At 65.3% G+C, this 24,176-nt stretch carries 21 protein-coding genes; 16 read left to right on the forward strand and 5 right to left on the reverse strand.

Going from position 1 to position 24,176, the window contains the following annotated elements; translation table 11 throughout:
* Window positions 1–117: 117 nt before the first annotated feature.
* Complete coding sequence (locus A7Q26_RS05090; RefSeq protein ID WP_066857516.1) at window positions 118–2,913, forward strand: helicase-related protein; 2,796 nt, start codon at window positions 118–120, stop codon at window positions 2,911–2,913.
* Complete coding sequence (locus A7Q26_RS05095; protein ID WP_066857518.1) at window positions 2,906–3,196, forward strand: RNA-binding S4 domain-containing protein; 291 nt, start codon at window positions 2,906–2,908, stop codon at window positions 3,194–3,196. Before A7Q26_RS05090 ends, A7Q26_RS05095 begins: the two co-directional genes overlap by 8 nt.
* Before the next feature lie 137 nt (window positions 3,197–3,333).
* Here the strand turns inward: A7Q26_RS05095 and A7Q26_RS05100 are convergent, their stop codons facing one another.
* From A7Q26_RS05100 to A7Q26_RS05110, 3 genes are read right to left on the reverse strand one after another with little or no spacing between them, the layout of a single operon-like run.
* Complete coding sequence (locus A7Q26_RS05100; RefSeq protein ID WP_066857521.1) at window positions 3,334–3,780, reverse strand: HIT family protein; 447 nt, start codon at window positions 3,778–3,780, stop codon at window positions 3,334–3,336.
* The gene (locus A7Q26_RS05105; protein ID WP_066857524.1) at window positions 3,777–4,880 is read right to left on the reverse strand and encodes a CDP-alcohol phosphatidyltransferase family protein; all 1,104 of its coding nucleotides are present in this window, start codon (window positions 4,878–4,880) and stop codon (window positions 3,777–3,779) included. The genes A7Q26_RS05100 and A7Q26_RS05105 overlap by 4 nt, the downstream gene beginning before the upstream one ends.
* A 4-nt stretch (window positions 4,881–4,884) precedes the next feature.
* Window positions 4,885–5,964 carry a glycosyl transferase gene (locus tag A7Q26_RS05110; protein WP_066857527.1) on the reverse strand — a complete coding sequence of 360 codons (1,080 nt, stop codon included), beginning with the start codon at window positions 5,962–5,964 and terminating at the stop codon, window positions 4,885–4,887.
* Window positions 5,965–6,164: 200 nt separating this feature from the next.
* Here A7Q26_RS05110 and A7Q26_RS05115 point away from each other — a divergent pair, with 200 nt between their 5' ends.
* The 9 genes from A7Q26_RS05115 to A7Q26_RS05155 all read left to right on the forward strand — a co-directional run bounded on the left by A7Q26_RS05115 (window position 6,165) and on the right by A7Q26_RS05155 (window position 16,913).
* The gene (locus tag A7Q26_RS05115; RefSeq protein ID WP_066857530.1) at window positions 6,165–6,953 is read left to right on the forward strand and encodes a succinate dehydrogenase iron-sulfur subunit; all 789 of its coding nucleotides are present in this window, start codon (window positions 6,165–6,167) and stop codon (window positions 6,951–6,953) included.
* A gap of 1 nt (window position 6,954) precedes the next feature.
* The gene (locus A7Q26_RS05120) at window positions 6,955–7,416 is read left to right on the forward strand and encodes a PaaI family thioesterase (RefSeq protein ID WP_066857536.1); all 462 of its coding nucleotides are present in this window, start codon (window positions 6,955–6,957) and stop codon (window positions 7,414–7,416) included.
* Window positions 7,413–8,525, forward strand: a complete 1,113-nt coding sequence (zapE, locus tag A7Q26_RS05125) for a cell division protein ZapE (protein WP_066857539.1) — start codon at window positions 7,413–7,415, stop codon at window positions 8,523–8,525. Before A7Q26_RS05120 ends, zapE begins: the two co-directional genes overlap by 4 nt.
* A gap of 325 nt (window positions 8,526–8,850) precedes the next feature.
* Complete coding sequence (gene mdh, locus A7Q26_RS05130) at window positions 8,851–9,813, forward strand: malate dehydrogenase (protein ID WP_066857542.1); 963 nt, start codon at window positions 8,851–8,853, stop codon at window positions 9,811–9,813.
* A 99-nt stretch (window positions 9,814–9,912) separates the two neighbouring features.
* Window positions 9,913–10,797, forward strand: coding sequence for a succinate--CoA ligase subunit alpha (gene sucD / locus A7Q26_RS05135; protein ID WP_066857545.1), 885 nt, complete (start codon window positions 9,913–9,915; stop codon window positions 10,795–10,797).
* A gap of 89 nt (window positions 10,798–10,886) precedes the next feature.
* On the forward strand, window positions 10,887–13,682 hold the full coding sequence (locus A7Q26_RS05140) for a 2-oxoglutarate dehydrogenase E1 component (RefSeq protein ID WP_066857548.1): 2,796 nt from the start codon (window positions 10,887–10,889) through the stop codon (window positions 13,680–13,682).
* 8 nt (window positions 13,683–13,690) lie between these two features.
* Complete coding sequence (gene odhB, locus A7Q26_RS05145; protein ID WP_066857551.1) at window positions 13,691–14,938, forward strand: 2-oxoglutarate dehydrogenase complex dihydrolipoyllysine-residue succinyltransferase; 1,248 nt, start codon at window positions 13,691–13,693, stop codon at window positions 14,936–14,938.
* A gap of 142 nt (window positions 14,939–15,080) precedes the next feature.
* Window positions 15,081–16,481 carry a dihydrolipoyl dehydrogenase gene (lpdA, locus tag A7Q26_RS05150; RefSeq protein WP_066857554.1) on the forward strand — a complete coding sequence of 467 codons (1,401 nt, stop codon included), beginning with the start codon at window positions 15,081–15,083 and terminating at the stop codon, window positions 16,479–16,481.
* A 141-nt stretch (window positions 16,482–16,622) separates the two neighbouring features.
* Entirely contained in the window at window positions 16,623–16,913 is a 291-nt protein-coding gene (locus A7Q26_RS05155; RefSeq protein ID WP_066858009.1) for a hypothetical protein, read from the forward strand.
* Between the two features lie 26 nt (window positions 16,914–16,939).
* On the opposite strand, the gene A7Q26_RS05160 is transcribed toward A7Q26_RS05155, so the two are convergent.
* Together A7Q26_RS05160 and A7Q26_RS05165 are read right to left on the reverse strand one after the other, a co-directional pair.
* Complete coding sequence (locus A7Q26_RS05160; RefSeq protein ID WP_066857557.1) at window positions 16,940–17,701, reverse strand: enoyl-CoA hydratase/isomerase family protein; 762 nt, start codon at window positions 17,699–17,701, stop codon at window positions 16,940–16,942.
* The gene (locus A7Q26_RS05165; RefSeq protein ID WP_066858012.1) at window positions 17,698–18,366 is read right to left on the reverse strand and encodes an HAD family hydrolase; all 669 of its coding nucleotides are present in this window, start codon (window positions 18,364–18,366) and stop codon (window positions 17,698–17,700) included. The genes A7Q26_RS05160 and A7Q26_RS05165 overlap by 4 nt, the downstream gene beginning before the upstream one ends.
* 207 nt (window positions 18,367–18,573) lie before the next feature.
* Between A7Q26_RS05165 and glmU the strand changes: the two genes are divergently transcribed.
* From glmU to scpB, 5 genes are all read left to right on the forward strand, one after another.
* Window positions 18,574–19,977, forward strand: coding sequence for a bifunctional UDP-N-acetylglucosamine diphosphorylase/glucosamine-1-phosphate N-acetyltransferase GlmU (glmU, locus tag A7Q26_RS05170; protein WP_269747228.1), 1,404 nt, complete (start codon window positions 18,574–18,576; stop codon window positions 19,975–19,977).
* The gene (locus tag A7Q26_RS05175) at window positions 19,974–20,837 is read left to right on the forward strand and encodes a metallophosphoesterase (protein ID WP_066857563.1); all 864 of its coding nucleotides are present in this window, start codon (window positions 19,974–19,976) and stop codon (window positions 20,835–20,837) included. The genes glmU and A7Q26_RS05175 overlap by 4 nt, the downstream gene beginning before the upstream one ends.
* Window positions 20,838–20,955: 118 nt before the next feature.
* Window positions 20,956–22,779 (forward strand): glutamine--fructose-6-phosphate transaminase (isomerizing), encoded by a 1,824-nt coding sequence (gene glmS / locus A7Q26_RS05180; protein WP_066857566.1) that lies wholly within the window; start codon window positions 20,956–20,958, stop codon window positions 22,777–22,779.
* A gap of 53 nt (window positions 22,780–22,832) precedes the next feature.
* A complete protein-coding gene (locus tag A7Q26_RS05185) occupies window positions 22,833–23,564 on the forward strand; it encodes a segregation and condensation protein A (RefSeq protein ID WP_066858015.1) in 732 nt (243 codons plus the stop codon).
* A complete protein-coding gene (gene scpB, locus A7Q26_RS05190) occupies window positions 23,561–24,154 on the forward strand; it encodes an SMC-Scp complex subunit ScpB (RefSeq protein WP_066857569.1) in 594 nt (197 codons plus the stop codon). Before A7Q26_RS05185 ends, scpB begins: the two co-directional genes overlap by 4 nt.
* The last annotated feature ends 22 nt before the right edge of the window (window positions 24,155–24,176 follow it).

A 24,176-nucleotide genomic window follows, 5' to 3' on the forward strand; every position in this document is an offset into this window, starting at 1 on the left:
GGCGCATCGACTCGGTCGTGCGACGAATCGTGCCGCCGGCCCGACAGGCTCGGCAAAGCGGCGGGAACCGCCGAATCTCCTTGCCCCGTGCCGTTCCATCCCCGACATAGGGCGGATATGGCCCAGTTCGCCCGTTCTTCCGTCACTGCCGTCCTGGGACCGACCAACACCGGCAAGACCCACCTCGCCGTCGAGCGGATGTGCGGCCATAGCAGCGGCATGATGGGATTTCCGCTGCGCCTGCTGGCGCGCGAGGTCTATGACCGCGTCGTCGCGATCAAGGGGCCGCAACAGGTTGCGCTCGTCACCGGCGAGGAAAAGATCGTGCCGCCGCAAGCGCGCTATTTCCTCTGCACGGCGGAATCCATGCCGATCGGCGCAGGCCGGCAGGCCGGAGCCGCACAAACAATCGGTGGAGGACGGGAAAGCGGCACGAAGGAAGATTTCGCCTTCGTCGCGCTGGACGAGGCGCAATTGGGATCGGACCCTGAGCGCGGCCATATCTTCACCGACCGGCTGCTGCGCGCGCGTGGGCGCGAGGAAACGATGATCCTTGGCTCCGCGACCATCAGCCGCGTCGTCAAGGCATTGGTGCCCGACGTGGAAATCATCGGCCGCCCTCGCTTTTCCACCCTCTCCTATGCCGGCGCGAAGAAGCTCTCCCGCCTGCCCAAGCGCTCGGCCATCGTCGCCTTCTCCGCGGAGGAGGTTTACGCCGTGGCCGAAATGCTCCGCCGGTTCCGGGGCGGCGCGGCGGTGGTGATGGGCGCCCTGTCGCCCCGAACCCGCAACGCGCAGGTGCAGATGTTCCTGAATGGCGAGGTCGACTATCTGGTCGCCACCGACGCGATCGGCATGGGGCTCAACCTCGATGTCGCCCATGTCGCCTTCGCCTCGCTGCGCAAGTTTGATGGCCGGCGCACCCGGCGCCTGACCGTCAGCGAGATGGCGCAGATCGCCGGGCGGGCCGGCCGGCATCACAAGGATGGCACCTTCGGCAGCCTGGGCCATGAAGATGGCGACGCCGCCTTCACCCCCGAGGAGATCGAAGCGATCGAGGCGCACCGCTTTCCGCCGGTGGAACACTTATTCTGGCGCAACGGCACGCCGCGCACCGACCGGCTCGACCATCTGCTCTTCGACCTGGAACAGAAGCCCGAGCGCCCCGAACTGCGTGCCGCTCCGGAAGCGGTGGACCATGCCGTGCTGAAACGGCTGGCCGACGATCCCCTCGTCATCGAACGCGCCAGGGGGCAGAGGCAGGTGGAACGGTTATGGGCGGCCAGCGGCCTGCCCGATTTCCAGAAGCTGGGCGCGGAGCATCATGCCCGCACCGTCGGCCGCATCTGGCGCTTCCTGTCCGAAGGGACCGGCCATATCCCGCGCGACTGGTTCGCGCAGAATCTCGCCCGGCTCGATTCGGTGCAGGGCGACATCGACACGCTGTCGGGCCGGATCGCGGCGGCGCGGACCTGGTCCTACATCGCGCACCGGCCCGACTGGCTGGCCCATCCCGCCGAGATGGCGGAGCGGACCCGCGCGCTGGAGGAGAAGTTGTCGGATGCGCTCCATGCCGCGCTGACGCAGCGATTCGTCGACCGGCGCACCTCCGTTCTGCTGCGCGACATCGGCCAGAATGCCAGCACCCTGCCGGTCACGGTAGAGCCGGACGGGAGCGTTTGTGTCGATGGCGAGACGATCGGACGACTTGACGGCTTCCGATTCTCGGTTGATCCCGCTACGCGGCATCAGGACCGAAAGATGTTGCTGGCGGCCGCGGAACGGCGCCTTGGAAAGGTATTGCGAGTGAAGGCTGACGAACTGGTTGCTGCGGCGGATGCGGATTTTGCGCTGCTGGACGAGGCGGGACAGGCGCCGGGCATCGCCTGGGGCGAGACGCCGGTGGCGACCCTGCTGGCGGGGCCGACCCTGCTGGCGCCCGAAATCCGGCTTGATCGTGCATTGCTGGGCCTGGGCCAGGATGTGCAGAAGCAGGTCGTGGCGCGCCTCGCCGCCTGGTTCGAGGGTCAGAAGCAGAAGCATCTGCTGCCGCTGGTCAAGATGGTCGAAAGCGCCGCCGATCCGGCCGTGCCGCCGGTGGTGCGCGCGGTCTTCGCGCAGTTGGCCGATGCTGGCGGCGTGATCGCGCGGACCGAACTCGATTCGGCGCTGGGCCATCTCGACAAGGATCAGCGCCATCTGCTGCGCAAGGCGGGCATCGATATCGGCGTGCTCGATATCTATCATCATGGCCTGCTCAAGCCCGGCGCCGCGCGCTGGCGATCGGCGCTGCTGGCGGCGCGCATCGCCAAGCCCTGCCTGCCGCTGCCGGGCCCCGGCCTCACGCTGATCCCGGCGGGCGAGAAGCCGGCGCAGATGGGTGCGCGAATCGCCGGTTTCCGCGGCTTTGGCGATCAGATGCTGCGGATCGACATGGCCGAACGCATGGCCCGCGCCGCGCATGAGGCGATCGCGAAGAATGAAGCCTTCACGGCGCTCAGCCCGCAGATCGTTTCGCTGGGTCTCAGCGAACCCTCCTTCCTGCAACTGATGCGCCTTGCCGGTTTCCGCCCGGTCGCCCCGGCCGCGGCGCCGGCGTCCGAAACGGAAGCGGCTGAAGTGACAGAGGCGACGGAGAGCGGGGACGACGTGGTCGCCGCCGCCGCGCCTCCCGCGGGCGCCAACTGGGCGTTCAAGGGCCGGCAGAAGGCGCGCACCGATCGCCCCCAGCATGGTCAGCAGCCGCGCGGCGGCAAGCCGGGCGGCAACCGTCGCCCCGGCAAGGAGGGTGGACAGAGGGATGGCGGCCAGAAGGAGGGCGGTCGGCCGCGCACCGCTTCGGCCGGCGGCAGCCCCGCGCCCGCCAACAACGCCTTTGCCGGCCTCGCCGAGTTGCTGGGCCGCAATGGCTGACGCGGGCTCCGGCCATGGACCGGCGCTGCGGATCGACAAATTCCTGTGGTTCGCGCGCCTGTCCAAGAGCCGGTCGACCGCGCAGAAGCTGGCCGAGGACGGGCATATCCGCCTCAACGGCCGTCGCGTGGAGCGCTCCCACGCGCCCGTGCGCGCGGGCGACCTCATCACCTTCCCCCATCCCAGCGGCGTGCGGGTGGTCCGCGTGATCCAGCTGCCGGCCCGGCGCGGCCCCGCGCCCGAGGCGCAGGCCTGTTATGAGGAATTGACGGTCGGCGGCTGACCGTGGCGAATGATCGTCGAACCATGATTTGACGCACTTCGATTCAAAAATGCGCAAAACACGCTCGCGAGACGCGGCGTTCCCGTTCGCCGAGACGGGTATAAAAACTATTGAGTTTCAATATGTTATATCGAATTTCAGGCGCTCTTGGCGATTTCCTTTTCGAACCCCTCCTGGAGGAACGCGCGCAAGCTGTCCATTTCGCTGTCCAGTCTTACCGCCGCGCCAAGCTCCGGCTGGCCCGGCCAGCCCGCATCCGCGACGGTCACGCCAGCCGCGCTGCGCGTCCCTTCATAGCGGGGGATGACATGGAAATGGACATGCGGGTCGACCATCATCAGCATCAGATAGTTGATCTTGCTGTAGCCCACCGCCTTGCCCAGCGCCGCCTCGATCACGGTGGTCACGGTCTTGAGTTCGGCATGGGCCGCCGCCGGCAGGTCGCCGAAGGCGGTGGCGTCACTTTTCGCCGCCAGCACCAGGGATCCCAGCGTCGGCTGGGCCGGGCGGAGCAGGACCAGCCAGTGCTCGAACGCCGCGACCAGCGTGGCTGGCCAGCCGAACTTCTCGATTGTCGCGTTCATCGCGCCGCCTCCGCTTCATCCATCCAGCTGACGATCGGCTTGCCGCTGCGCTGCACGGCATAGGCCTGCGCCAGCCGCACGGCATGGACGACCAGCGAAAGGATGGTCCACCAGGCGAGGGCGATCAGGCCGATGTCGGGCCGCCCGGCCAGCAGCGCGACGAACAGGATCACCATGTTCGGGTTGCGCCGTGCGGTGATCAGGCGGAACTGGCTGTCGAATGGCTGCCAGACATGGATGTCCATCTTGAAGTCCTTGAGGAACATCCCCTCGATCAGCCGTTGCAGCACATAGCCGGCGATCACGGCGGTCATGATGAAGGCGAAGGTGCCGGGCGACAGCGCAAGGCCCCAATAGGCGAGGCCGGTGCCCCAGAAATACCACCAGAAGGGCGGGTGGACCAGGTCGACGCCATGGTCGATCACATTGCCCCATTTGGACGAGGTGATGGTGCAGCGGGCGAGCTTGCCGTCAACCGTGTCCAGCACCATGAAGATGAAGCCGCTGAGGAATCCGGTCCAGTACATCCCTTTGGCGAAGAGGAAGGTTGCGACCAGGCAGAGGGTGACGCCGATCACCGACACCATGTTGGGCGTCATGCGCAGCTGCGCGGCGATGCGGGTCAGGACCAGCGCCAGTTCGGGCCAGAGATATTTGGTCAGCAGGTCGGTGACGCCTTTGTAGGCGCCGAAATAGCTGCGCCGCTCGATCTCGCGCCGGGTGCCCGGGGTGAGTTCGCGCACCATCGGCTGTTCCAGCTTGCGAAGCTGGCGATTGTAGAGCTTGCGGCCGTCCGACAGGTCGATGACCGTCGGCGCCGCGAGCGGATCGCTGCCCACCGGCACCTGCCCGACAATGGGCGTCCGTCCCCAGGCGAACAGCGTGCCCGGCGTTTCGAGCGCGAGGCGCAGCAGCAAAGGGTCGAAGGCATAGGCCAGGTTGAACAGCAGTTCATGCCCTGGCGCGAGTATGCTGCCGTTCTTCGCCGCGCTTTCCGCCATGCGGCGGTTGCGCTCGGCATTGGACATGCCCCAGATCGGCGTCGCATTCTCGCCGAGCAGGCGGACCGGGCCGAGGGTGGTGGTGATCGTCTGGCTCATGGCGTTATGAGTCCTTGGGGGCTGTCGCGAAATTCAGGATGAGGTCGGCCTGGCGCTGCGACGCGGGGACCGGGGACAGGTCGATGGATTGCTGCATTGCCGCCTTTTGCGCAGCAACATAGCCCGGTTGCAAGTCGTTCGCGCGGGCGAGGGCGGCGGGCAGGGCGTCGGCCCGCTCGATGACCTGCCCCAGCTTCCAGTGGGCGAAGGCATCGCCCGACCCGTCGTGCCGGTCGAGGTTGAGGAAGATGCAGGGGCGCGGTTCGATAAGGAACTCATAGACCTGGCTCGATACGTCACCCAGATAGACGTCCGCGCTCATCGTATAGCTCATGTCGATCGACCGGCGGCTGCCCATGTCGATCCGGATGTGCGGCGCGCTGCTGGTGATCGCCGGCACCTTGCGTGCCAGCTTGGTGTGCGGGGCGATGATGACGTTCCAGCCGGTCAGCGACTCCAGCGCGGCCAGAACGTCGGGGCCGTGCTTGATCCATGACGACAGCGCCGGATCGAAATGCGGATTGTAGAGCAGGAGCGGCTTGTCGTCGGGGAAGAAGCGCTGCCGCGCCGCCTTCAGTTCGAACTTGGGATAGCCGCCGACGGCGACCGTCTCGGCGGTGCATAGGCCGCGCTCGATCATGCGGCGGCGATCCTTTTCGCCCGCGACCAGGGTCAGGTCGAAATCGGCGTGGCGTTTCTTGTAGCCGCCCTCCCGGTCGCCCGCGCCATGCTTGATGAGGATGAGGCGGGAATGGAAGCCGGGTATGCGGCGGAGCCAGGCGCTGCTGATCTCGGTGGTCACGAGCGTCGGGAAACGGGCGATGGTGGGCAAGTTGAGCAGCAGGGTCGCCAGCCGCGAGGGCTGGCGGAAGAGCGAGTCGGGCCGCGATGGCGGCCGCGCCAGGCGAACGATGTTCAGGCGGCCTTCTGGATCATAGCTTGTCACCAGCGCCAATATCAGGTCCGAAGGGGACAAGATGCTGACCCGTACATCGGGCCGGCGCGCCAGTTCCAGCGCGGCGGGCAGCCAATGATAGAGTTGCTGGGCCTCGGCGATGGCGAGAAAGGCGATGTCGATCGGCAATAGGAGTTCCCCACAGATTTCGTCGCCCTAGCGCGGATGGTGAAGGAAGCAAGACGCGGACTTGGCCGCCATGCTGATCTGCAAGCCATTTGCAACAAGGCTTTGCGGGCAGAAACATGGTCCTCGGTGCTGGACCTTTGCAGATTTTTCGTTATGCGGACCCCCAACAGACAGACATCGACGAAGAGGCTCGACGAGCGATGGCCGAATTTGCGTTGCCCAAGAACAGCAAGATCAGCGGCAAGGGCGTGACCCACAAGGCGCCTGAAGGGGCGACCAACGTCCGCAGCTTCAAGGTCTATCGCTACGATCCCGACTCCGGCGAAAATCCGCGTTATGACACCTATGAGATCGACCTCGACTCCTGCGGTCCGATGGTCCTGGACGCGCTGCTGAAGATCAAGAATGAATATGATCCGACGCTAACCTTCCGCCGCTCCTGCCGCGAAGGCATTTGCGGCAGCTGTTCGATGAACATGAACGGCCGTAACGGGCTGGCCTGCACCACCGCGATCGACGAGTGCGCCGGCAAGGATGTGCGTATCACGCCGCTGCCGCACATGGACGTCATCAAGGATCTGGTGCCGGACTTCACCCATTTCTACGCCCAGTACAACAGCATCAAGCCGTGGCTGCAAACCGTCAGCCCGCCGCCGAGCGGCAAGGAACGGCTCCAGTCGCCCGCCGATCGCGAGAAGCTGGACGGCCTCTACGAGTGCATCCTGTGCGCCTGCTGCTCGACCAGCTGCCCCAGCTATTGGTGGAACAGCGACAAGTTCCTGGGTCCGGCGATCCTGCTCCAGGCCTATCGCTGGCTGGCGGACAGCCGTGACGAATATACCGGCGAGCGTCTTGATGAGCTGGAAGATCCCTTCCGCCTCTATCGTTGCCACACCATCATGAACTGCGCGAACGTCTGCCCCAAGGGCCTTTCGCCGGCCAAGGCGATCGCCGAAACCAAGAAGATGATGGTCGAACGGCAGCTGTAAGTTGGCGAGTGACGGCATAGCGGGCGGCGCCACGCTGACCGAAGGCAAGTGGGCGGGCTGGGCCGCCTGGTCGGACCCGCACCCCGACACTTTCCTCCAGGCGATCGGGCGCGGCTATATGCGCAGTGATGCGCCGGGCAAGGCGCTGGTCGGGCTGGAGACGCGTGCCAATCATCGTAATCGAGTCGACACGCTTCACGGCGGCTTCCTGGCGGCGTTTGCCGATCATGCCTATTTCGGCGGCCTTTGGGTCATGGGGCACAAGGCGCAGGTCAATGGCGTGACCATCGACCTGTCCATGCAATATCTGGGCGCGGGCAAGGTCGGGCCTGATCTGTTTGCCGACGTGGAGATGCTGCGGGAGACGGGGAGGCTCTTCTTCCTGCGGATGCTCATCACCCAGGATGGTCAGCCCGTCGCAGCATCCTCCGCCACTATCCGCAAGGCGCCTGCCGCCAGGTGAGCAGCGTGATCGCCCGCTACGACACGCTGGTCCAGGCCGGCGAACTGAGGCCCGACTCGGACCAGCGGGCGGGGGCGGTTCGACTCGATCGGCTGCAACAGGAACTGGAAGCGGCGCCAGCCCGCGGATCGACGCTCTGGAAGCTGCTGCGCAAGGCGCCCGAGCCACCGCGCGGCCTCTACATGTGGGGTGGCGTCGGGCGCGGCAAGTCGATGCTGATGGACCTGTTCTTCGACACGGTTCAAGTGAAGCGCAAGAAGCGCGCCCATTTCCACGAATTCATGCTGGACGTTCATGCCCGCCTTGCCGAGGCGCGCAAGTCTGAGACGGGCGATCCGATCCCGCCGGTTGTCGAGTCGCTGGCCGAGGAGGCGCGACTGCTCTGCTTCGACGAGATGGTCGTGAACAACATGGCTGACGCGGCGATCATGTCGCGCCTATTCACCGGGCTGCTGGAAAAGCGGGTGACGATCGTCACCACCTCCAACCGCGAGCCTGACGAACTCTACAAGAATGGTCTCAACCGCCAGCTTTTCCTGCCCTTCATCGACCTGATCAAGGCGAAGCTGGACGTGATGACGCTGAACGGGCCGGTTGATTACCGGCGCGACCGTCTGGGCGACGCGAAGCTGTGGCACTGCCCCAACGGGCCGGAGGCGACGAAGGCGCTGTCCGAGGCCTTTTTCCGCTTGACCGACTATCCGGTCGAGGACCGGGCCAAGGTGCCGGCGGAGGAGATTGTGGTGCAGGGCGGGCGCACCATGCAGGTGCCCAAGAGCCTGAAGGGCGTCGCGGTCTTCTCCTTCAAGCGGTTGTGCGTGGAGGCGCGCGGCGCGCCGGACTATCTGGCCATCGCGCGCAAATATCACACCGTCATCATAGTGGGCATTCCGGTGTTGGGGCCCGAAAATCGTAACGAGGCGGCGCGGTTCGTGACGCTGATCGACTCGCTTTACGAATATCGGGTGAAGCTGCTGGCCGCGGCGGATGCGGAGCCGGCGCGCCTCTATCCCGAAGGGGATGGGGCGTTCGAGTTCGAGCGCACCGTATCGCGGCTGATGGAAATGCAGTCAGACGATTATCTGGCGCTGGGCCACGGGCCAAAATAGGCTTTCGCATCGCAAGTCAGTTCATCGGCGGGAGGAATCCGCTCGCCGGATATTGCGCGTGTCGTTCATCGGAACGCAATTTTCATAAAGCAAAACAGGCCGGGCGCCCCCGAGGAGAAAGGCGCCCGGCAGGATACCTCTGCAGGGAAGGCTCGCGGACCAGGGTAGGAGCCCGGAGCGACAGGGTGTAAATCTCCATTAATGCAACTGCGAATGAATTGCAAAGATAATTTGTCCCTCAGCTCTTTGACAGGTTGAAACCCCCGTCCGAAGGGCGTAGGCGGGCCGGCAATTCCAGTAGTCATGACTTGGAGGATGATTGCATATGGCCCGTAAGAAGATCGCGCTCATCGGCGCTGGCAATATCGGCGGCACGCTGGCGCACCTCGCGGCGCTCAAGGGTCTGGGCGATATCGTCCTGTTCGACGTGGTGGAGGGCGTGCCGCAGGGCAAGGCGCTCGATCTGTCCCAGTGCGGTTCGGTCGAAGGCTTCGACGCGAAGATCACTGGCTCGAACGACTATGCCGATATCGCGGGTGCGGACGTCATCATCGTCACCGCCGGCGTCGCCCGCAAGCCGGGCATGAGCCGCGACGACCTGCTGGGCATCAACCTCAAGGTCATGAAGGCCGTGGGCGAGGGCATCGCCGCCAACGCGCCCGACGCCTTCGTCATCTGCATCACCAATCCGCTCGACGCGATGGTGTGGGCGCTGCGCGAATTTTCGGGCCTGCCGCACAGCAAGGTCGTCGGCATGGCGGGCGTGCTCGACAGCTCGCGCTTCAACCACTTCCTGGCCGAAGAATTCAACGTCTCGGCCAAGGACGTCACCAGCTTCGTGCTCGGCGGCCATGGCGACACGATGGTCCCGGTCATCGAATATTCGACCGTCGCCGGCATCCCGGTGCCCGACCTCATCAAGCAGGGTCGCTCGACGCAGGAGCGCATCGACGCCATCGTGCAGCGCACCCGTTCGGGCGGCGGCGAGATCGTCGCGCTCTTGAAGACCGGCTCGGCCTTCTACGCACCCGCCACGAGCGCGATCGCCATGGCTGAAGCCTATCTGGGCGACAAGAAGCGCCTGCTGCCCTGCGCCGCCAACCTGACCGGCCAGTATGGCGTGGACAATCTCTATGTCGGCGTGCCGGTCATCATCGGTAAGGATGGCGTCGAGCAGGTCGTCGAGATCGAGCTGAACGACGAAGCCAAGGCGAACCTTCAGGTGTCGGTCGATGCGGTCAAGGAACTGCTGGAAGCCTGCAAGGCCATCGACCCCTCGCTCGCCTGAGCCCACAAGCTTGCACCGGTCCGTCCCAGGTAAGTGCGCAGCCTGGGGCGGATCGCTTTAGACCCAAGTGCCACGTCCACAGAAGATAAAGGGACACGCATGTCCATTCTGGTGAACAAGAACACCAAGGTCATCACCCAGGGTATGACCGGTGCCACCGGCACCTTCCACACCGAACAGGCTCTGGCCTACGGCACCCAGATGGTTGGCGGCGTGACGCCCGGCAAGGGCGGCACGACCCATATCGGCCTGCCCATGTTCGACACCGTTGCGGAAGCCAAGTCGAAGACCGGCGCCGATGCGTCGGTCATCTATGTGCCGCCGCCGTTCGCGGCCGATTCGATCCTGGAAGCGATCGACGCCGAAATCCCGCTGATCGTCTGCATCACCGAGGGCATCCCGGTCCTCGACATGGTTCGCGTGAAGCGCGCCCTGTCGGGTAGCAAGTCGCGTCTGATCGGCCCGAACTGCCCCGGCGTGCTGACCCCCAATGAGTGCAAGATCGGCATCATGCCCGGGTCGATCTTCTCCAAGGGTTCGGTCGGCGTCGTGTCGCGTTCCGGCACGCTGACCTACGAAGCCGTGTTCCAGACCACCAATGCGGGCCTGGGCCAGACCACCGCGGTCGGCATCGGCGGCGATCCTGTCAACGGCACCAACTTCATCGACGTGCTGGAACTGTTCCTGGCCGACGACGCGACCGAATCGATCATCATGATCGGTGAAATCGGCGGCGACGCGGAAGAGCAGGCCGCCCAGTTCCTGATCGACGAGGCCAAGAAGGGCCGCAAGAAGCCGATGGCCGGTTTCATCGCGGGCCGCACCGCCCCTCCGGGCCGTCGCATGGGCCATGCCGGCGCGATCGTGTCGGGCGGCAAGGGCGACGCCGAGAGCAAGATCGCGGCGATGGAAGCGGCCGGTATCAAGGTCGCTGCCAGCCCGTCCGAGCTGGGTTCGACGCTGGTCGAAGTGCTGAAGGGCTGATCAGCCGATAGATGATGCGGCCGGGCTGCACCCCGGCCGCTATTTTCCCGCATCCGCGACTGCACGCGGCTGGGATGGGACGTAGGGACATGGGTTACGAAAACCAGGATTTCGAGGTCGAGCGCGGGCCGAGCTGGGCGCGCGACAACTGGCCGCTGACGGACACCGACGATCTGACCGGGGCGCTGGACCCCACGCAGATGCAGGTCGCCGTGAAGGCCGCCGCCAAGTCGGCGGGCAAGGCCGTGTCGGATGCCGATGTGGTGGCTGCCGCTGACGATGCCATCCGCGCGCAGATGCTGATCCGCACCTATCGCGTGCGTGGTCATCTGGCCGCCAACCTCGATCCGCTGGGCCTTGCCAAGCGTGACCTGCCGGCCGACCTGACGCCGGAATATCATGGCCTGACCGATCCCGCCAAGAAGATCTATCTGGGCGGTACGCTGGGCGTGCAATATGCGACGGTCAGCGAGATCGTCGCGATCCTGCGCGCCAATTATTGCGGCAATGTCGGCCTGGAATATATGCACATCGCCGACGTGGAGGAGCGCCGCTTCCTCCAGGACAGGCTGGAAGGCAAGGACAAGGAAATCCACTTCACGCCCGAGGGCAAGAAGGCGATCCTGGCCAAGGTCATCCAGGGCGAGCAATATGAGAAGTTCCTGGGCCGCAAATATGTCGGCACCAAGCGTTTCGGCCTCGACGGTGGCGAATCGATGATTCCCGCGCTTGAAGCCGTCATCAAATATGGCGGTTCGTCGGGCGTGCGCGAGATCGTGTTCGGCATGGCTCATCGCGGCCGCCTGAACGTGCTGGCCAATGTCATGGCCAAGGGCTTCCGCGTCATCTTCCACGAATTTTCGGGCGGTACAGCCAATCCCGAAGATGTCGGCGGTTCGGGCGACGTGAAGTACCATCTCGGCACTTCGACCGACCGCGAGTTCGATGGCATCAAGGTCCATATGTCGCTGGTGCCCAACCCGTCGCACCTCGAAACCGTTGATCCCGTGGTGCTGGGCAAGGTCCGCGCGCAGCAGACCTTCCGCGACGATCTGGCCAAGCATGACCAGGTGCTGCCGGTGCTGATCCATGGCGACGCGGCCTTCGCCGGCCAGGGCATCGTCTGGGAATGCCTCGGCTTCTCGGGCGTCCCCGGCTATAATACGGGCGGCTGCATCCACTTCATCGTGAACAACCAGATCGGCTTCACCACCAGCCCGCAATTCTCGCGCGGCTCGCCCTATCCCAGCGATGTGGCCAAGGGCGTCCAGGCGCCGATCCTGCACGTCAATGGCGACGATCCCGAAGCCGTGACCTTCGCTTGCAAGCTGGCGATGGAATATCGCCAGGCCTTCCATCGCGACATCGTGATCGACATGTGGTGCTATCGTCGCTTCGGTCATAATGAAGGCGACGAGCCGGGCTTCACCCAGCCGCAGATGTACGCCAAGATCCGCCAGCATCCCCCGGTCAGCGACGTCTATGCGGCGCGGCTGAAGGCGGAAGGCCTGGTCGATGATGCCTTCGTTGCCAAGGCGACGGACGATTTCGTCAACCATCTGGAAGAAGAGTTCGAGGCGGCCAAGAGCTACAAGGCGAACAAGGCCGACTGGTTCGCCGGTCGCTGGTCGGGGCTGCACAAGCCCGCCGACGCCGAAACCGCGCGCCAGAGCGTGGAATCTGCGATCAGCCAGAAGCTGTTTGACGGCCTGGGCAAGACGCTGACTACCGTTCCTGAAGGGCATAACGTCCACAAGACGCTCAAGCGCGTTCTCGACGCCAAGGCCGAGATGTTCAAGACGGGCGAGAATTTTGACTGGGCGACCGGCGAGGCGCTGGCCTTCGGGTCGCTCCTGTCGGAAGGCTATGGGGTGCGCCTGTCGGGTCAGGATTCCGGGCGCGGTACTTTCAGCCAGCGTCATGCGGTCTGGACCGACCAGGATACGGAAGCGAAATATATCCCGCTCTCGACCGTGCCGCATGGCCGTTTCGAGGTGCTGGATTCGCCGCTGTCCGAATATGGGGTGCTCGGCTTCGAATATGGTTTCGCGCTGGCGGACCCCAAGAGCCTGGTCATCTGGGAAGCGCAGTTCGGCGATTTCGCCAATGGCGCGCAGATCATCTTCGACCAGTATATCGCGTCGTCGGAGACCAAGTGGCTTCGCTCCAACGGCCTCGTCTGCCTCCTGCCGCACGGCTATGAGGGGCAGGGGCCGGAGCATAGCTCGGCGCGTCTGGAACGCTATCTCCAGCTCTGCGCGGAAGGCAATATCCAGGTCGCGAACGTCACGACGCCGGCCAACTATTTCCATATCCTGCGTCGCCAGATGCTGCGGCCTTTCCGCAAGCCGCTGATCATCATGGCGCCCAAGTCGCTGCTGCGGCACAAGGCGGCGGTCAGCAAGGCCGAGGATTTCCTGGGCGAAACGCATTTCAAGCGCATCCTGTCGGACCCCAATGGGGCGTCCGACAAGGACACGAAGCGCCTGGTGCTTTGTTCGGGCAAGGTCTTCTACGACCTGATGGAAGCCCGCGATCAACATGGCGACAAGGACGTGCAGATCGTTCGGATCGAGCAGATCTATCCGTTCGCGACCGAGGCCTTGGCGACACGTATCGCGCGCATGACCAACCTGGAAGAGGTCGTGTGGTGCCAGGAAGAGCCGCGCAACAATGGCGCCTGGTTCTTCGTGGAACCCTATGTCGAGGAAGCGCTGGCCAAGGCCGGAAAGGCGCCGATGCGCGCCCGCTATGCCGGCCGAAAGGCATCGGCCTCGCCCGCCACGGGCCTGGCCAAGCGCCATGTCGCCGAACAGGGCGCCCTCGTCGCCGATGCGCTGGGCCACAGCGTTCGTGAAGAAATCCGCCGCCAGAAGAAAGGCTGAGACAGCTCATGGCAACCGAAGTCAAAGTCCCCACGCTGGGCGAATCCGTTACCGAAGCAACCGTTGGCCAGTGGCTCAAGAAGCCCGGTGAAGCGGTCAAGGCCGATGAGCCGATCGTCAGCCTGGAAACCGACAAGGTCGCGGTCGACGTGCCTGCACCTGTCGCCGGCGTGCTGGGCGATATCATCGCCAAGGAAGGCGATACGGTCGAGGTCGGCGCGCTGCTGGCCTATGTGAACGAAGGTGCGGCTGCGGCCGCTTCGCCGGCACCGGCCGCTGCTGCGCCGGCTGCGAAGGCCGAGGCAGCGGCGCCTGCCGCAGCTGCATCGGCACCCGTTTCGGACGACGAAGAAGGCGGCAACCTGACCCTGTCGCCGGCGGTCCGCCGCCTGGTGCTGGAACATGGTCTTGACCCGAGCAAGATCAAGGGCACCGGCAAGGACGGCCGCCTGACCAAGGACGACGTCACCGCCGCCGTCGCCGCCGGCACCGCTAAGGCGGCTGCCTCGACGCCTGCGGCAGCGCCGGCTGCCGATGCCCCGGGCGCCGGTCCGAGCCGCAAGCAGGAGCGCGTCAAGATGACCCGCCTGCGCCAGACCGTCGCCAAGCGACTCAAGGAAGCGCAGAACAATGCGGCGCTCCTGACGACCTACAACGACGTGGACATGACCAACGTCATCGAGGCGCGCGCCAAGTACAAGGATCTGTTCGAGAAGAAGCATGGCGTCCGTCTCGGCTTCATGGGCTTCTTCACGAAGGCCGTCTGCATGGCGCTCCGCGACATTCCGGGCGTCAATGCGCAGATCGAGGGCGACGAGATCGTCTATAATGATTTCGCCGACATCTCGGTCGCCGTTTCGGCCCCGACTGGCCTGGTCGTTCCGGTGATCCGCAACGCGGAATCGCTGAGCGTCGCCGACATCGAAAAGACCATCGGCGGCTTTGGCAAGAAGGCCAAGGAAGGCAAGCTGACCATGGAAGATATGAAGGGCGGCACCTTCACCATCTCCAACGGCGGCGTGTTTGGTTCGCTCCTGTCCAGCCCGATCATCAATCCGCCCCAGTCGGCGGTGCTGGGCCTGCACCGTATCGAGGACCGCCCGGTCGTGCGCGACGGTCAGATCGTGATCCGCCCGATGATGTATCTCGCGCTCAGCTATGACCATCGTCTGATCGACGGTCGCGAAGCGGTGACATTCCTGGTCGCAGTCAAGAATGCGATCGAGGACCCGACCCGCCTGCTGATCGACCTGTAAGGTCGAGCCGACCCATCCCGTTCGGGCTGAGCCTGTCGAAGCCCCCGTCCTTCCTGTTTCGGACGGACAAAAGAAGAAGTAATGCCCTTCGACAGGTTGAAGCGAGACACTCGGCTCGCTTCAAGGGCGAACGGAGATCGTTATGGCAGACTTCGATTATGACGTGCTGGTGATCGGTGCCGGCCCCGGTGGCTATGTCGCGGCGATCCGCGCGGCGCAGCTGGGCCTCAAGACCGCCTGCGCCGAAAGCCGCGAGACGCTGGGCGGCACCTGCCTCAATGTCGGTTGCATCCCTTCCAAGGCGCTGCTGCACGCCTCGGAACTCTATGACGAGGCCGCGAACGGTGCGCTCGCCAAGCTGGGCGTCAAGATCGACAAGATGAGCCTGGACCTCGACACCATGCAGGGCCAGCGCAAGGACGCGGTCAAGGGTCTGACCGGGGGCATCGAGTTCCTGTTCAAGAAGAACAAGGTGACCTGGCTCAAGGGTCGGGCCAGCTTCACCGGTGCCAACACCGTTGAAGTCGGCGGCGAGACGGTGACGGCGAAGAACATCGTCATCGCGACTGGCTCCTCGGTCACGCCGCTTCCGGGCGTTGCGGTCGACAATGCCGGCGGTCAGATCGTCGACTCGACCGGCGCGCTGGAACTGGACAAGGTTCCGGGCCATCTGGTCGTCGTCGGTGGCGGTGTGATCGGCCTCGAACTGGGCAGTGTCTGGAAGCGCCTGGGTGCCAAGGTGACGGTGGTCGAATATCTCGACCAGATCCTGCCCGGCATGGACGGCGAAGTCCGCAAGGAAGCCAACAAGATCTTCAAGAAGCAGGGCTTCGAATATAAGCTCGGCACCAAGGTGACGGGTGCGCAAGTCGGCAAGAAGGGCGTGACCCTGACCGTCGAGCCTGCTGCCGGTGGCGACGCGGAAACGATCGAGGCGGACGTCGTGCTCGTTTCGATCGGCCGTCGTCCCAACACCGAAGGCCTCGGCCTCGACAAGATCGGCCTGGAGCTGAACGCACGCGGCCAGATCGAGACGGACCATGAGTTCGGTACGAAGGTTCCGGGCGTATGGGCGATCGGCGACGTCATCCCCGGACCGATGCTGGCGCACAAGGCCGAGGACGAAGGCATTGCCGTTGCCGAGAATATCGCGGGCCTGACCGGCATCGTCAATCATGACGTGATCCCCAGCGTGGTCTATACCAAGCCGGAAATCGCAGGCGTGGGGCTGACCGAGGAAGTCGCAAAAGAACGCGGCGCGATCAAGGTCGGCAAATTCCCGATGATGGCCAACAGCCGCGCCAAGACCAACCACGAACCCGACGGCTTCGTGAAGATCATTGCTGACGCCGAGACGGACAAGGTGCTGGGCGTGTGGATCATCGGGGTCCCTGCTGGCACCATGATCGCGCAGGCGGCACAGGCGATGGAGTTCGGCGCGTCGAGCGAGGACATCGCCTACACCTGCCACGCGCATCCGACGCACAGCGAGGCGATCAAGGAAGCGGCGATGGCTGTGACCGGCAAGCCGATCCACATGTGATCGCCTATCGCGTCGACCCATCGGTAGACAAAGGAAGGGCCTCCGCATTGCGGCGGCCCTTTTCCTTTGGCGGCGTCATATGCCCGTTGTCCCTGCCGAAAGGGCGTGAGAGGATCTGTGCTTCAACGGGGAGCCATGCTCATGCGTTTCGCGATCAAAACTGGTGAAGCTGGCGTCCGATGGCGACGCAGCTTCTGGACCGTCCTGTGCTGCCTCTGGGTGCTGCCTGCGATCGCCATGCGTTTTTCGCGGCAGTTTGTCTGGGGCATCGAGGATTTTGCCGCTTGGGCGCTGTTGCTCGGCGGCCTGGGGCTATGTGTCGAATTGTCGTTCAGGGTCACATCTGCGCCGATGTTGCGGGCGATGCTGGTCGGCGCGGCGGTGGCTGTCGCCGGCGTCATCTGGGCTGACGCTGCGGTCGGCATTCTGTAGCGGCGGAACGGGGTTCCAACCGATATTCAGAAATCGGGCCTCCGCTTCTCCCGGAACGCCGTCACGCCCTCCGCAAATTCGGGCAGCGTGAAGGCGTCGCGGAACATTGCCAGCGTGGTCGTGTCATCGTCGGCCTGACCGTCGAGGATGCGGCGGATGATCGCCTTGGATGATCGCACGCTATGCTGGGCATTTGCGGCGATGCTCCGGGCCAGGGTGTCGGCAGTGGTCAGCGGATCGACGGCGATCTGCTCGATCAGGCCGATCGACAGGGCTTCGTCCGCCCCGTGTAGCGCGCCGGTGAAGAGGACGCGCTTCGCGCGCGCCGGGCCGACCAGATCGACCAGCAATTTCGTGTCGAACAGCGAGTAGACGATGCCGAGCTTCGCCGGCGTGATCCCCATTCGGGCGGTTGGTGCGGCGACGCGCAGGTCGCAGGCGATGGCAAGGCCGCATCCCCCGCCGATGCAATCGCCATCGATCGCGGCGATCACCGGCTTTTCGGCATGGGCGAGCGCATATTGGCTGGCGCGGATTGCGGCCTGATTGGCGACCCGCCACTCCTCCGCGCCAGAGAAACGGGCAAATTCGTCTATGTCGGCCCCGGCGCAGAAGAGGCCGGGCGTGCCGGAAGCGAGGATCAGCACGCGCACCGTGGGGTCGCCCATCGCGTCTCCCACCAGCTGCGGCAATGTTTCCCACATCGCCTGGCACATGGCGTTGCGTCGCGCGGGCCGGTCGATCAGCAGACGGGCGACCGCACCGTCGCGTTCGAGCCGGAGAGTCATGCCGGCCAGCGTTCCAGCAGCGGCACCAGTTCGTCGAAATGATGGATGATGGCGTCGGCCTCCAGGTCCTCGACAGGGCCGTCAAGGAAGCCGAAGCTGACGGCGACATTGGCGACGCCTGCATTGCGCGCGCCGGCAATGTCGTTGATCGTGTCGCCGACGAAGAGGGTCCGGCCGCCGCCCGCGCGTTCGATCATGGCGCGGATCGGCGCGGGGTCGGGCTTCGATATGCCGACCGTGTCACCGCCCACGATGCTGGCGAACCGGTCGGACAGGCCGATCTGGCGCATCAATGGGATGGTGAAGCGCTCCGCCTTGTTGGTGCAGATGGCGAGCTTGATGCCAAGCCCCGCAAGCTGATCCATCGCCGCGATCAGGCCGGGATAGGGAACGGAGTAAATGGCCAGATTCTGCTCATAATAATCGAGCAGGATCGGTAGCAGTTGCGCCAGGATCGCCTCGTCATGGCCGCCCGAGGCGTCCAGCGCGCGCTGGAGCATGACCTTTGCCCCTTTCCCGACGAAGGGATGGATGGCCGCGACCGGAAAGGCCGGGCGGCCGATCGTGCCGATGGCATAATTGACCGCCGCAGCGAGGTCGCCGCTGGTGTCGATGAGCGTGCCGTCCAGGTCGAAGCCGATGATGTCGAAGGGGATGTTCGCCATGACCATCGCCATGCCGCGACCATGGTGGCAAAGGCAAGCCAAACATGGCAGAGCAGTCCTGCAATCGCCCGGCGAGGGTGATCGTCGCACCATTCTCCGTTCGCCCTGAGCCAGTCGAAGGGCGGCGCTTTCTCCTTCACACGGAAAGGGAAAGCATGGGGAAGCGGCAAGCTCCGACCCTGGAGGGCTGGGCTTGCCGTGGGGACGATCATCACGCCGGACGCTCAGGAACAACAGGATCCGCACGCCGTGACCAGCCCCGCCTCTCGTCCGCTCGCCGTCATCATCCTTGCCGCCGGCCGGGGGACACGTATGAAATCCGCGCTGCACAAGGTGCTGCATCCGGTCGCCGGGCGGCCGATGCTGCTCCATCTGCTGGCCAGCGTTTCCCAACTGGCGCCGGAACGGCAGGTGGTGGTCGTCGGCGCGGGACGCGAGCAGGTGGAGAAGGCGGTTGCCGGCACGGGCGCGGTGATCGCCGTGCAGGACCGGCAGCTGGGCACCGGTCATGCGGTCGCGCAGGCGCATGACGCGCTCGCGGGTTTCGCGGGCGATGTGCTGATTCTTTATGGCGACGTGCCGTTGGTGAGCGCCGCTACGATGCGGGCGATGCTCGATCGGTTGAGCCGGGGCGACGAGCCGCGCGCGGTGGTGCTGGGCTTCCGTCCCGATGATACCGCCGCTTATGGCCGCATCATCGCCGATGGGCAGGGCATCATCGAGAAGATGGTGGAATATAAGGACGCGAGCGAGGCCGAGCGGGCGGTGACGCTCTGCAACAGCGGCCTGATGGCGGTGCGCTCGACCGACCTGTTCATCCTGCTCGACAGGATCGGCAACGACAATGCGGCCGGCGAATATTATCTGCCCGATATCGTGATGCTGCCCGGCGCCACCAGCGCCGTGATCGAGACGGAGGCGTGGGAAGTGGCGGGCATCAACAGCCGCATCGAACTGGCCGGGGTAGAGGCGATGTGGCAGGCGCGCCGCCGGATCGAGGCGATGCGCGACGGCGTGACCCTGGTCGCCCCGGAGACGGTCTTCTTCTCCCATGACACCGAGCTGGGCCGCGACGTGGTGGTCGAACCGAACGTCGTCTTCGGCCCCGGCGTCATGGTGGCGGACGATGTGACGATCCATGCCTTTTCCCATCTGGAGGGCGCGCGCGTCGAAAGCGGGGCGGAGATCGGTCCCTATGCGCGGCTGCGGCCGGGGGCGGAGATCGGCCCCAAGGCGAAGGTCGGCAATTTCGTCGAGATCAAGAAGGCGACGCTGGGCGAGGGGGCGAAGGCCAATCACCTGTCCTATATCGGTGACGCCAGCGTGGGCGCGGGGGCGAATATCGGCGCGGGGACCATCACCTGCAATTATGACGGCTATTTCAAGTACCGGACGGAGATCGGCGCGGGCGCCTTCATCGGCTCCAACAGCGCGCTGGTCGCGCCCGCGACTATCGGGGACGGCGCGATCGTAGCTGCGGGCAGCGTCGTGACCCAGGCCGTGGAGGCGGATTCGCTGTGTCTGGTCCGGCCCGAACAGGTCGGCAAGGCCGGCTGGGCGGCGGCATTCCGCGCGCGGATGAAGGCGAAGAAGGCGGCTGTCAAAGGATGAGTTTCGTCCGTGGTCATCCCTGGCTGGCGGGATTTCTGTGTCTGCTGCTGGCGATCATCGGTTTTGCGGCTTGGCTGGTCCTGAACGCCAGCGCCATGCCGGTGGTGCGACGGGCGGAGATATTGCTGCCGTTCCCCGCCGATGCGCCCCGCAAGCCGATGACGGTTGCGCTCATGACCGACACTCACCTGTCCGGCCCGGACAACAGCCCGGCGCGGATGGCGCGGATCGTGGCACAGATCAATGCGCTCCGGCCCGACCTCATCCTGCTGGGTGGCGACTATGTCGGCGACGACAAGGGCGGCGCGATCTATGACGGGCAGGCGAGCATCGCGCCCTTTGCCGGCCTGCGTGCGCCACTTGGCGTGGTTGCGGTGCTGGGCAATCATGACAGCCGCAGCCGGAAGAACCAGCGGGCGTTGAGCGGGCCGGACTGGCAGGCGGCTTTCGACCGGATCGGCGTGACGCTGCTGCAGGATCGGGCCGTCCGGCGCGGGCCGCTGGCGATCGGCGGCTTCAAGGACATCTACACCAGCAAGCCCGATGTGCCCGACACGCTGGCGGCGATGCGCCGGATCGGCGGTGCGCCGGTCATGCTGTCGCACGGGGCCGACCTTTTTCCGAGGCTACCCGATGCGCCGTCGCTGACGCTGGTGGGCCACAGCCATTGCGGACAAGTCGCATTTCCTTTGGTTGGCGTAGTCTACGTGCCCTCGCGCTACGGCACCCGCTATGCGTGCGGCCTGTATCGCGAGGGCGCCAGGACGATGATCGTTTCAGGCGGCGTGGGCACCAGCGGCTTTCCCATCCGGATGTTCGCGCCGCCCGACATCTGGATGATCACCATCCGGCCGGGCTGAAATATCCTCGCGCGCCCGTCATGATGCTGCTGGCCGGTCGCGATGACTGGCATGGCGGTGAAACCACTCTATAAGAGCGGTTTCGCTGGTTCATCGGGTTCGACGGGGCATCTTCTTCATGTGCGGCATCATTGGAATCATCGGCAAGGACGACGTGGCCGACCGGCTGGTCGACGGCCTCAAGCGGCTGGAATATCGCGGCTATGACAGCGCAGGCGTCGCGACTGTCCATGACGGCGCGATCGAACGGCGCCGGGCCGAGGGGAAGCTTGCCAACCTCGTGAAGGAACTGGCCGCCGAACCGCTGCCCGGCATGACCGGCATCGCCCACACCCGCTGGGCGACCCACGGCGCGCCGACCACCAGCAATGCCCACCCCCATGCCACGCGTGAGGTGGCGCTGGTCCACAACGGCATCATCGAGAATTTCAAGCCGCTGCGGCAGGAACTCATGTCCCGCGGCCGCGTGTTCGACAGCCAGACCGATACCGAGGTCGTTGCCCATCTGGTGAGCGAACTGGTGGAGCAGGGCGTCAGTCCCAAGGAAGCCGTGGCGCAGGTGCTGCCCCGCCTGCATGGCGCCTTCGCGCTCGCCATCGCCTTCCGCAGCCATCCCGACATGCTGATCGGCGCGCGGCTGGGCTCGCCTCTGGTGGTCGGCTATGGCGACGGGGAGACCTATCTCGGCTCCGACGCGCTGGCGCTTGCGCCGCTGACCCAGCGCATCGCCTATCTGGATGAGGGCGACTGGGTCGTCATCACGCGTGACAGCGCCGAGATTTTCGACAAGGACAACAACCCCGTCGAGCGGCCGGTGACGATTTCCGGTGTGTCGGGCGCGATGATCGACAAGGGCAATCATCGCCACTTCATGCAAAAGGAGATTTTCGAGCAGCCGGTGGTCGTCGCCCAGACGCTGCGCTCCTATCTGCGCCGCATGGAAAACCAGATCGCCATGCCCGACATGGATTTCGATCTGGGTCAGGTGAAGCGCATCACCATCGTCGCCTGCGGCACCAGCTTTTATGCCGGTCTTGTCGCCAAATACTGGATCGAGAAATTCGCGCGCGTGCCGGTCGACATCGATGTGGCGAGCGAGTTCCGCTATCGCGAGCCGGTGCTGGAGCAGGGGGGGCTCGCCCTCTTCATCAGCCAGTCGGGCGAGACGGCCGATACGCTGGCTGCCTTGCGCCATGCCAAAGCGGAGGGGCAGATCATCGCCGTCGTGGTGAACGTCCCCACCAGCAGCATGGCGCGGGAGGCGGACCTGCTGCTGCCGACACATGCCGGCCCGGAGATCGGCGTCGCCTCGACCAAGGCCTTCACCTGCCAACTGGCCGTGCTGGCGGCGCTGGCGGCCAATCTCGCGCGGGCCAAGGGCAAGTTGACCCCGGAGGAGGAAGCCGAGATCGTCTGGCACCTGTCCGAAGCGCCAGCCGCATTGAACGAGGCACTCAGCCGCGACGGTCAGATCGAGGCGATGGCGCACCTGATCGCGCCGGCGCGCGACGTGCTCTATCTGGGGCGCGGGCCGGACTATCCGATGGCGCTGGAGGGCGCGCTGAAGCTCAAGGAGATCAGCTATATCCACGCGGAAGGCTATGCCGCGGGCGAGATGAAGCACGGCCCGATCGCGCTGATCGACGAGCTGGTTCCCGTTATCGTCATCGCGCCGAGCGGGCCGCTGTTCGAAAAGACCGTTAGCAACATGCAGGAAGTGCAGGCGCGGGGCGGCAAGGTGGTGCTGATCTCCGACGCGGAGGGCATTGCCTTGGCCGGCGAAGGCTGCATGGCGACGATCGAGATGCCGCAGGTTCATCCGCTCATCGCGCCCCTCGTCTATGCCGTGCCGGTGCAACTGCTTGCCTATCATGTGGCGGTGGCCAAGGGCACCGATGTCGATCAGCCCCGCAACCTCGCCAAGTCGGTGACGGTGGAGTGACCGAAGACCTGTTCGAGCCGCCGGCCCCGGCTTCGCAGGCGCCGCGGCCGGACATGCTGACCGTCAGCTTCGACCATTGGGAAGGGCCGCTCGACCTGCTGCTGACGCTGGCGCGGGGGCAGAAGGTCGACCTGCGTGAAATTTCCATCCTGGCGCTGACCGAACAATATCTCGCCTTCATCGACAGTGCGCGGCAGCTGAAGCTTGAACTGGCGGCCGATTATCTGGTGATGGCGGCTTGGCTCGCCTATCTCAAATCCTCCCTGTTGCTGCCCCGCCAGGAACAGCCCGATCCCAGCCCCGAGGAGCTGGCGCTGCGGCTGCAACTGCGGCTTCAACGGCTCCATGCGATGCGCGACGCTGCCGCGCGGCTGATGGCGCGCGACCGGATCGGTCGCGACGTCTTCCCGCGTCGCAAGCCCGAAGGGTTGCGGCTGGTCCGGAAGGCGCAGTGGCGCGCCAGTCTGTTCGACCTGATCCAGGCCTATGGACAGATTCGCGCGCGGACCCAGCCCGTCGTCCACACCATCGCGGTGCGGCCGGTGATGACGCTGGACGAGGCCATCCAGCGGGTCGGCGCGCTGGTGGGCGCGGCGCTGGACTGGACCCGGCTGGAGGCTTTCCTGCCCCGCGATCTGGACCAGCCCAAGGCGAAGTCGGCGCTGGCCAGCAGCTTCGTCGCGGCGCTGGAACTGGCGCGGCAGGGGCGGCTCGACATCCAGCAGGACGGCATTTTCCAACCCATTTACCTGCGCGTCGCCGCGCCGGTCGGACCCCAGTCATGATCCAGGAACCCGACGATTTCCTTCGTGCCGTCGAAGCTGCCCTGTTCGTGGCGGAGGCGCCGATGACGCCCGCCGAGCTGAAGCTGCATGTGGGCGATGCGGGCGACCTCGACGGCGCGCTGGCGGCGCTGGGTGACCATTATGCCGGGCGCGGGGTCAATCTGGTCGAGCGGGGCGGGCGCTGGCATTTCCAGACCGCGCCGGACCTCTCCCATATCCTGCGGCGCGAAAAGGACGAGCCGCGCAAACTGTCCCGCGCGGCAATGGAGACGCTGGCCATCATCGCCTATCACGAGCCGGTCAGCCGTGCCGAGATCGAGGCGATTCGCGGCGTGCAGGTCGCCAAGGGCACGCTGGACGTGCTGATGGAAGCGGGATGGGTCCGGCCTGCGGGGCGGCGCGAGGTGCCCGGACGCCCGCTCATCTATGCAACCACCGTAGAATTCCTGTCACATTTCGGCCTTAGCAGCCGCCGTGACCTGCCGGGGATCGAGGATTTGCGTGTCGCCGGGCTGCTTGATCCCGTGGATTTGGCGCTGGAGGGTCTCGCCGACCAATCCGTTGTGGAAAATGACGAGGAAGACGCCTAGAAAGGCCTTCTACTAGGAGTAT

The sequence above is a fragment of the Sphingobium sp. TCM1 genome (assembly GCF_001650725.1).
Lineage (GTDB): Bacteria > Pseudomonadota > Alphaproteobacteria > Sphingomonadales > Sphingomonadaceae > Sphingobium.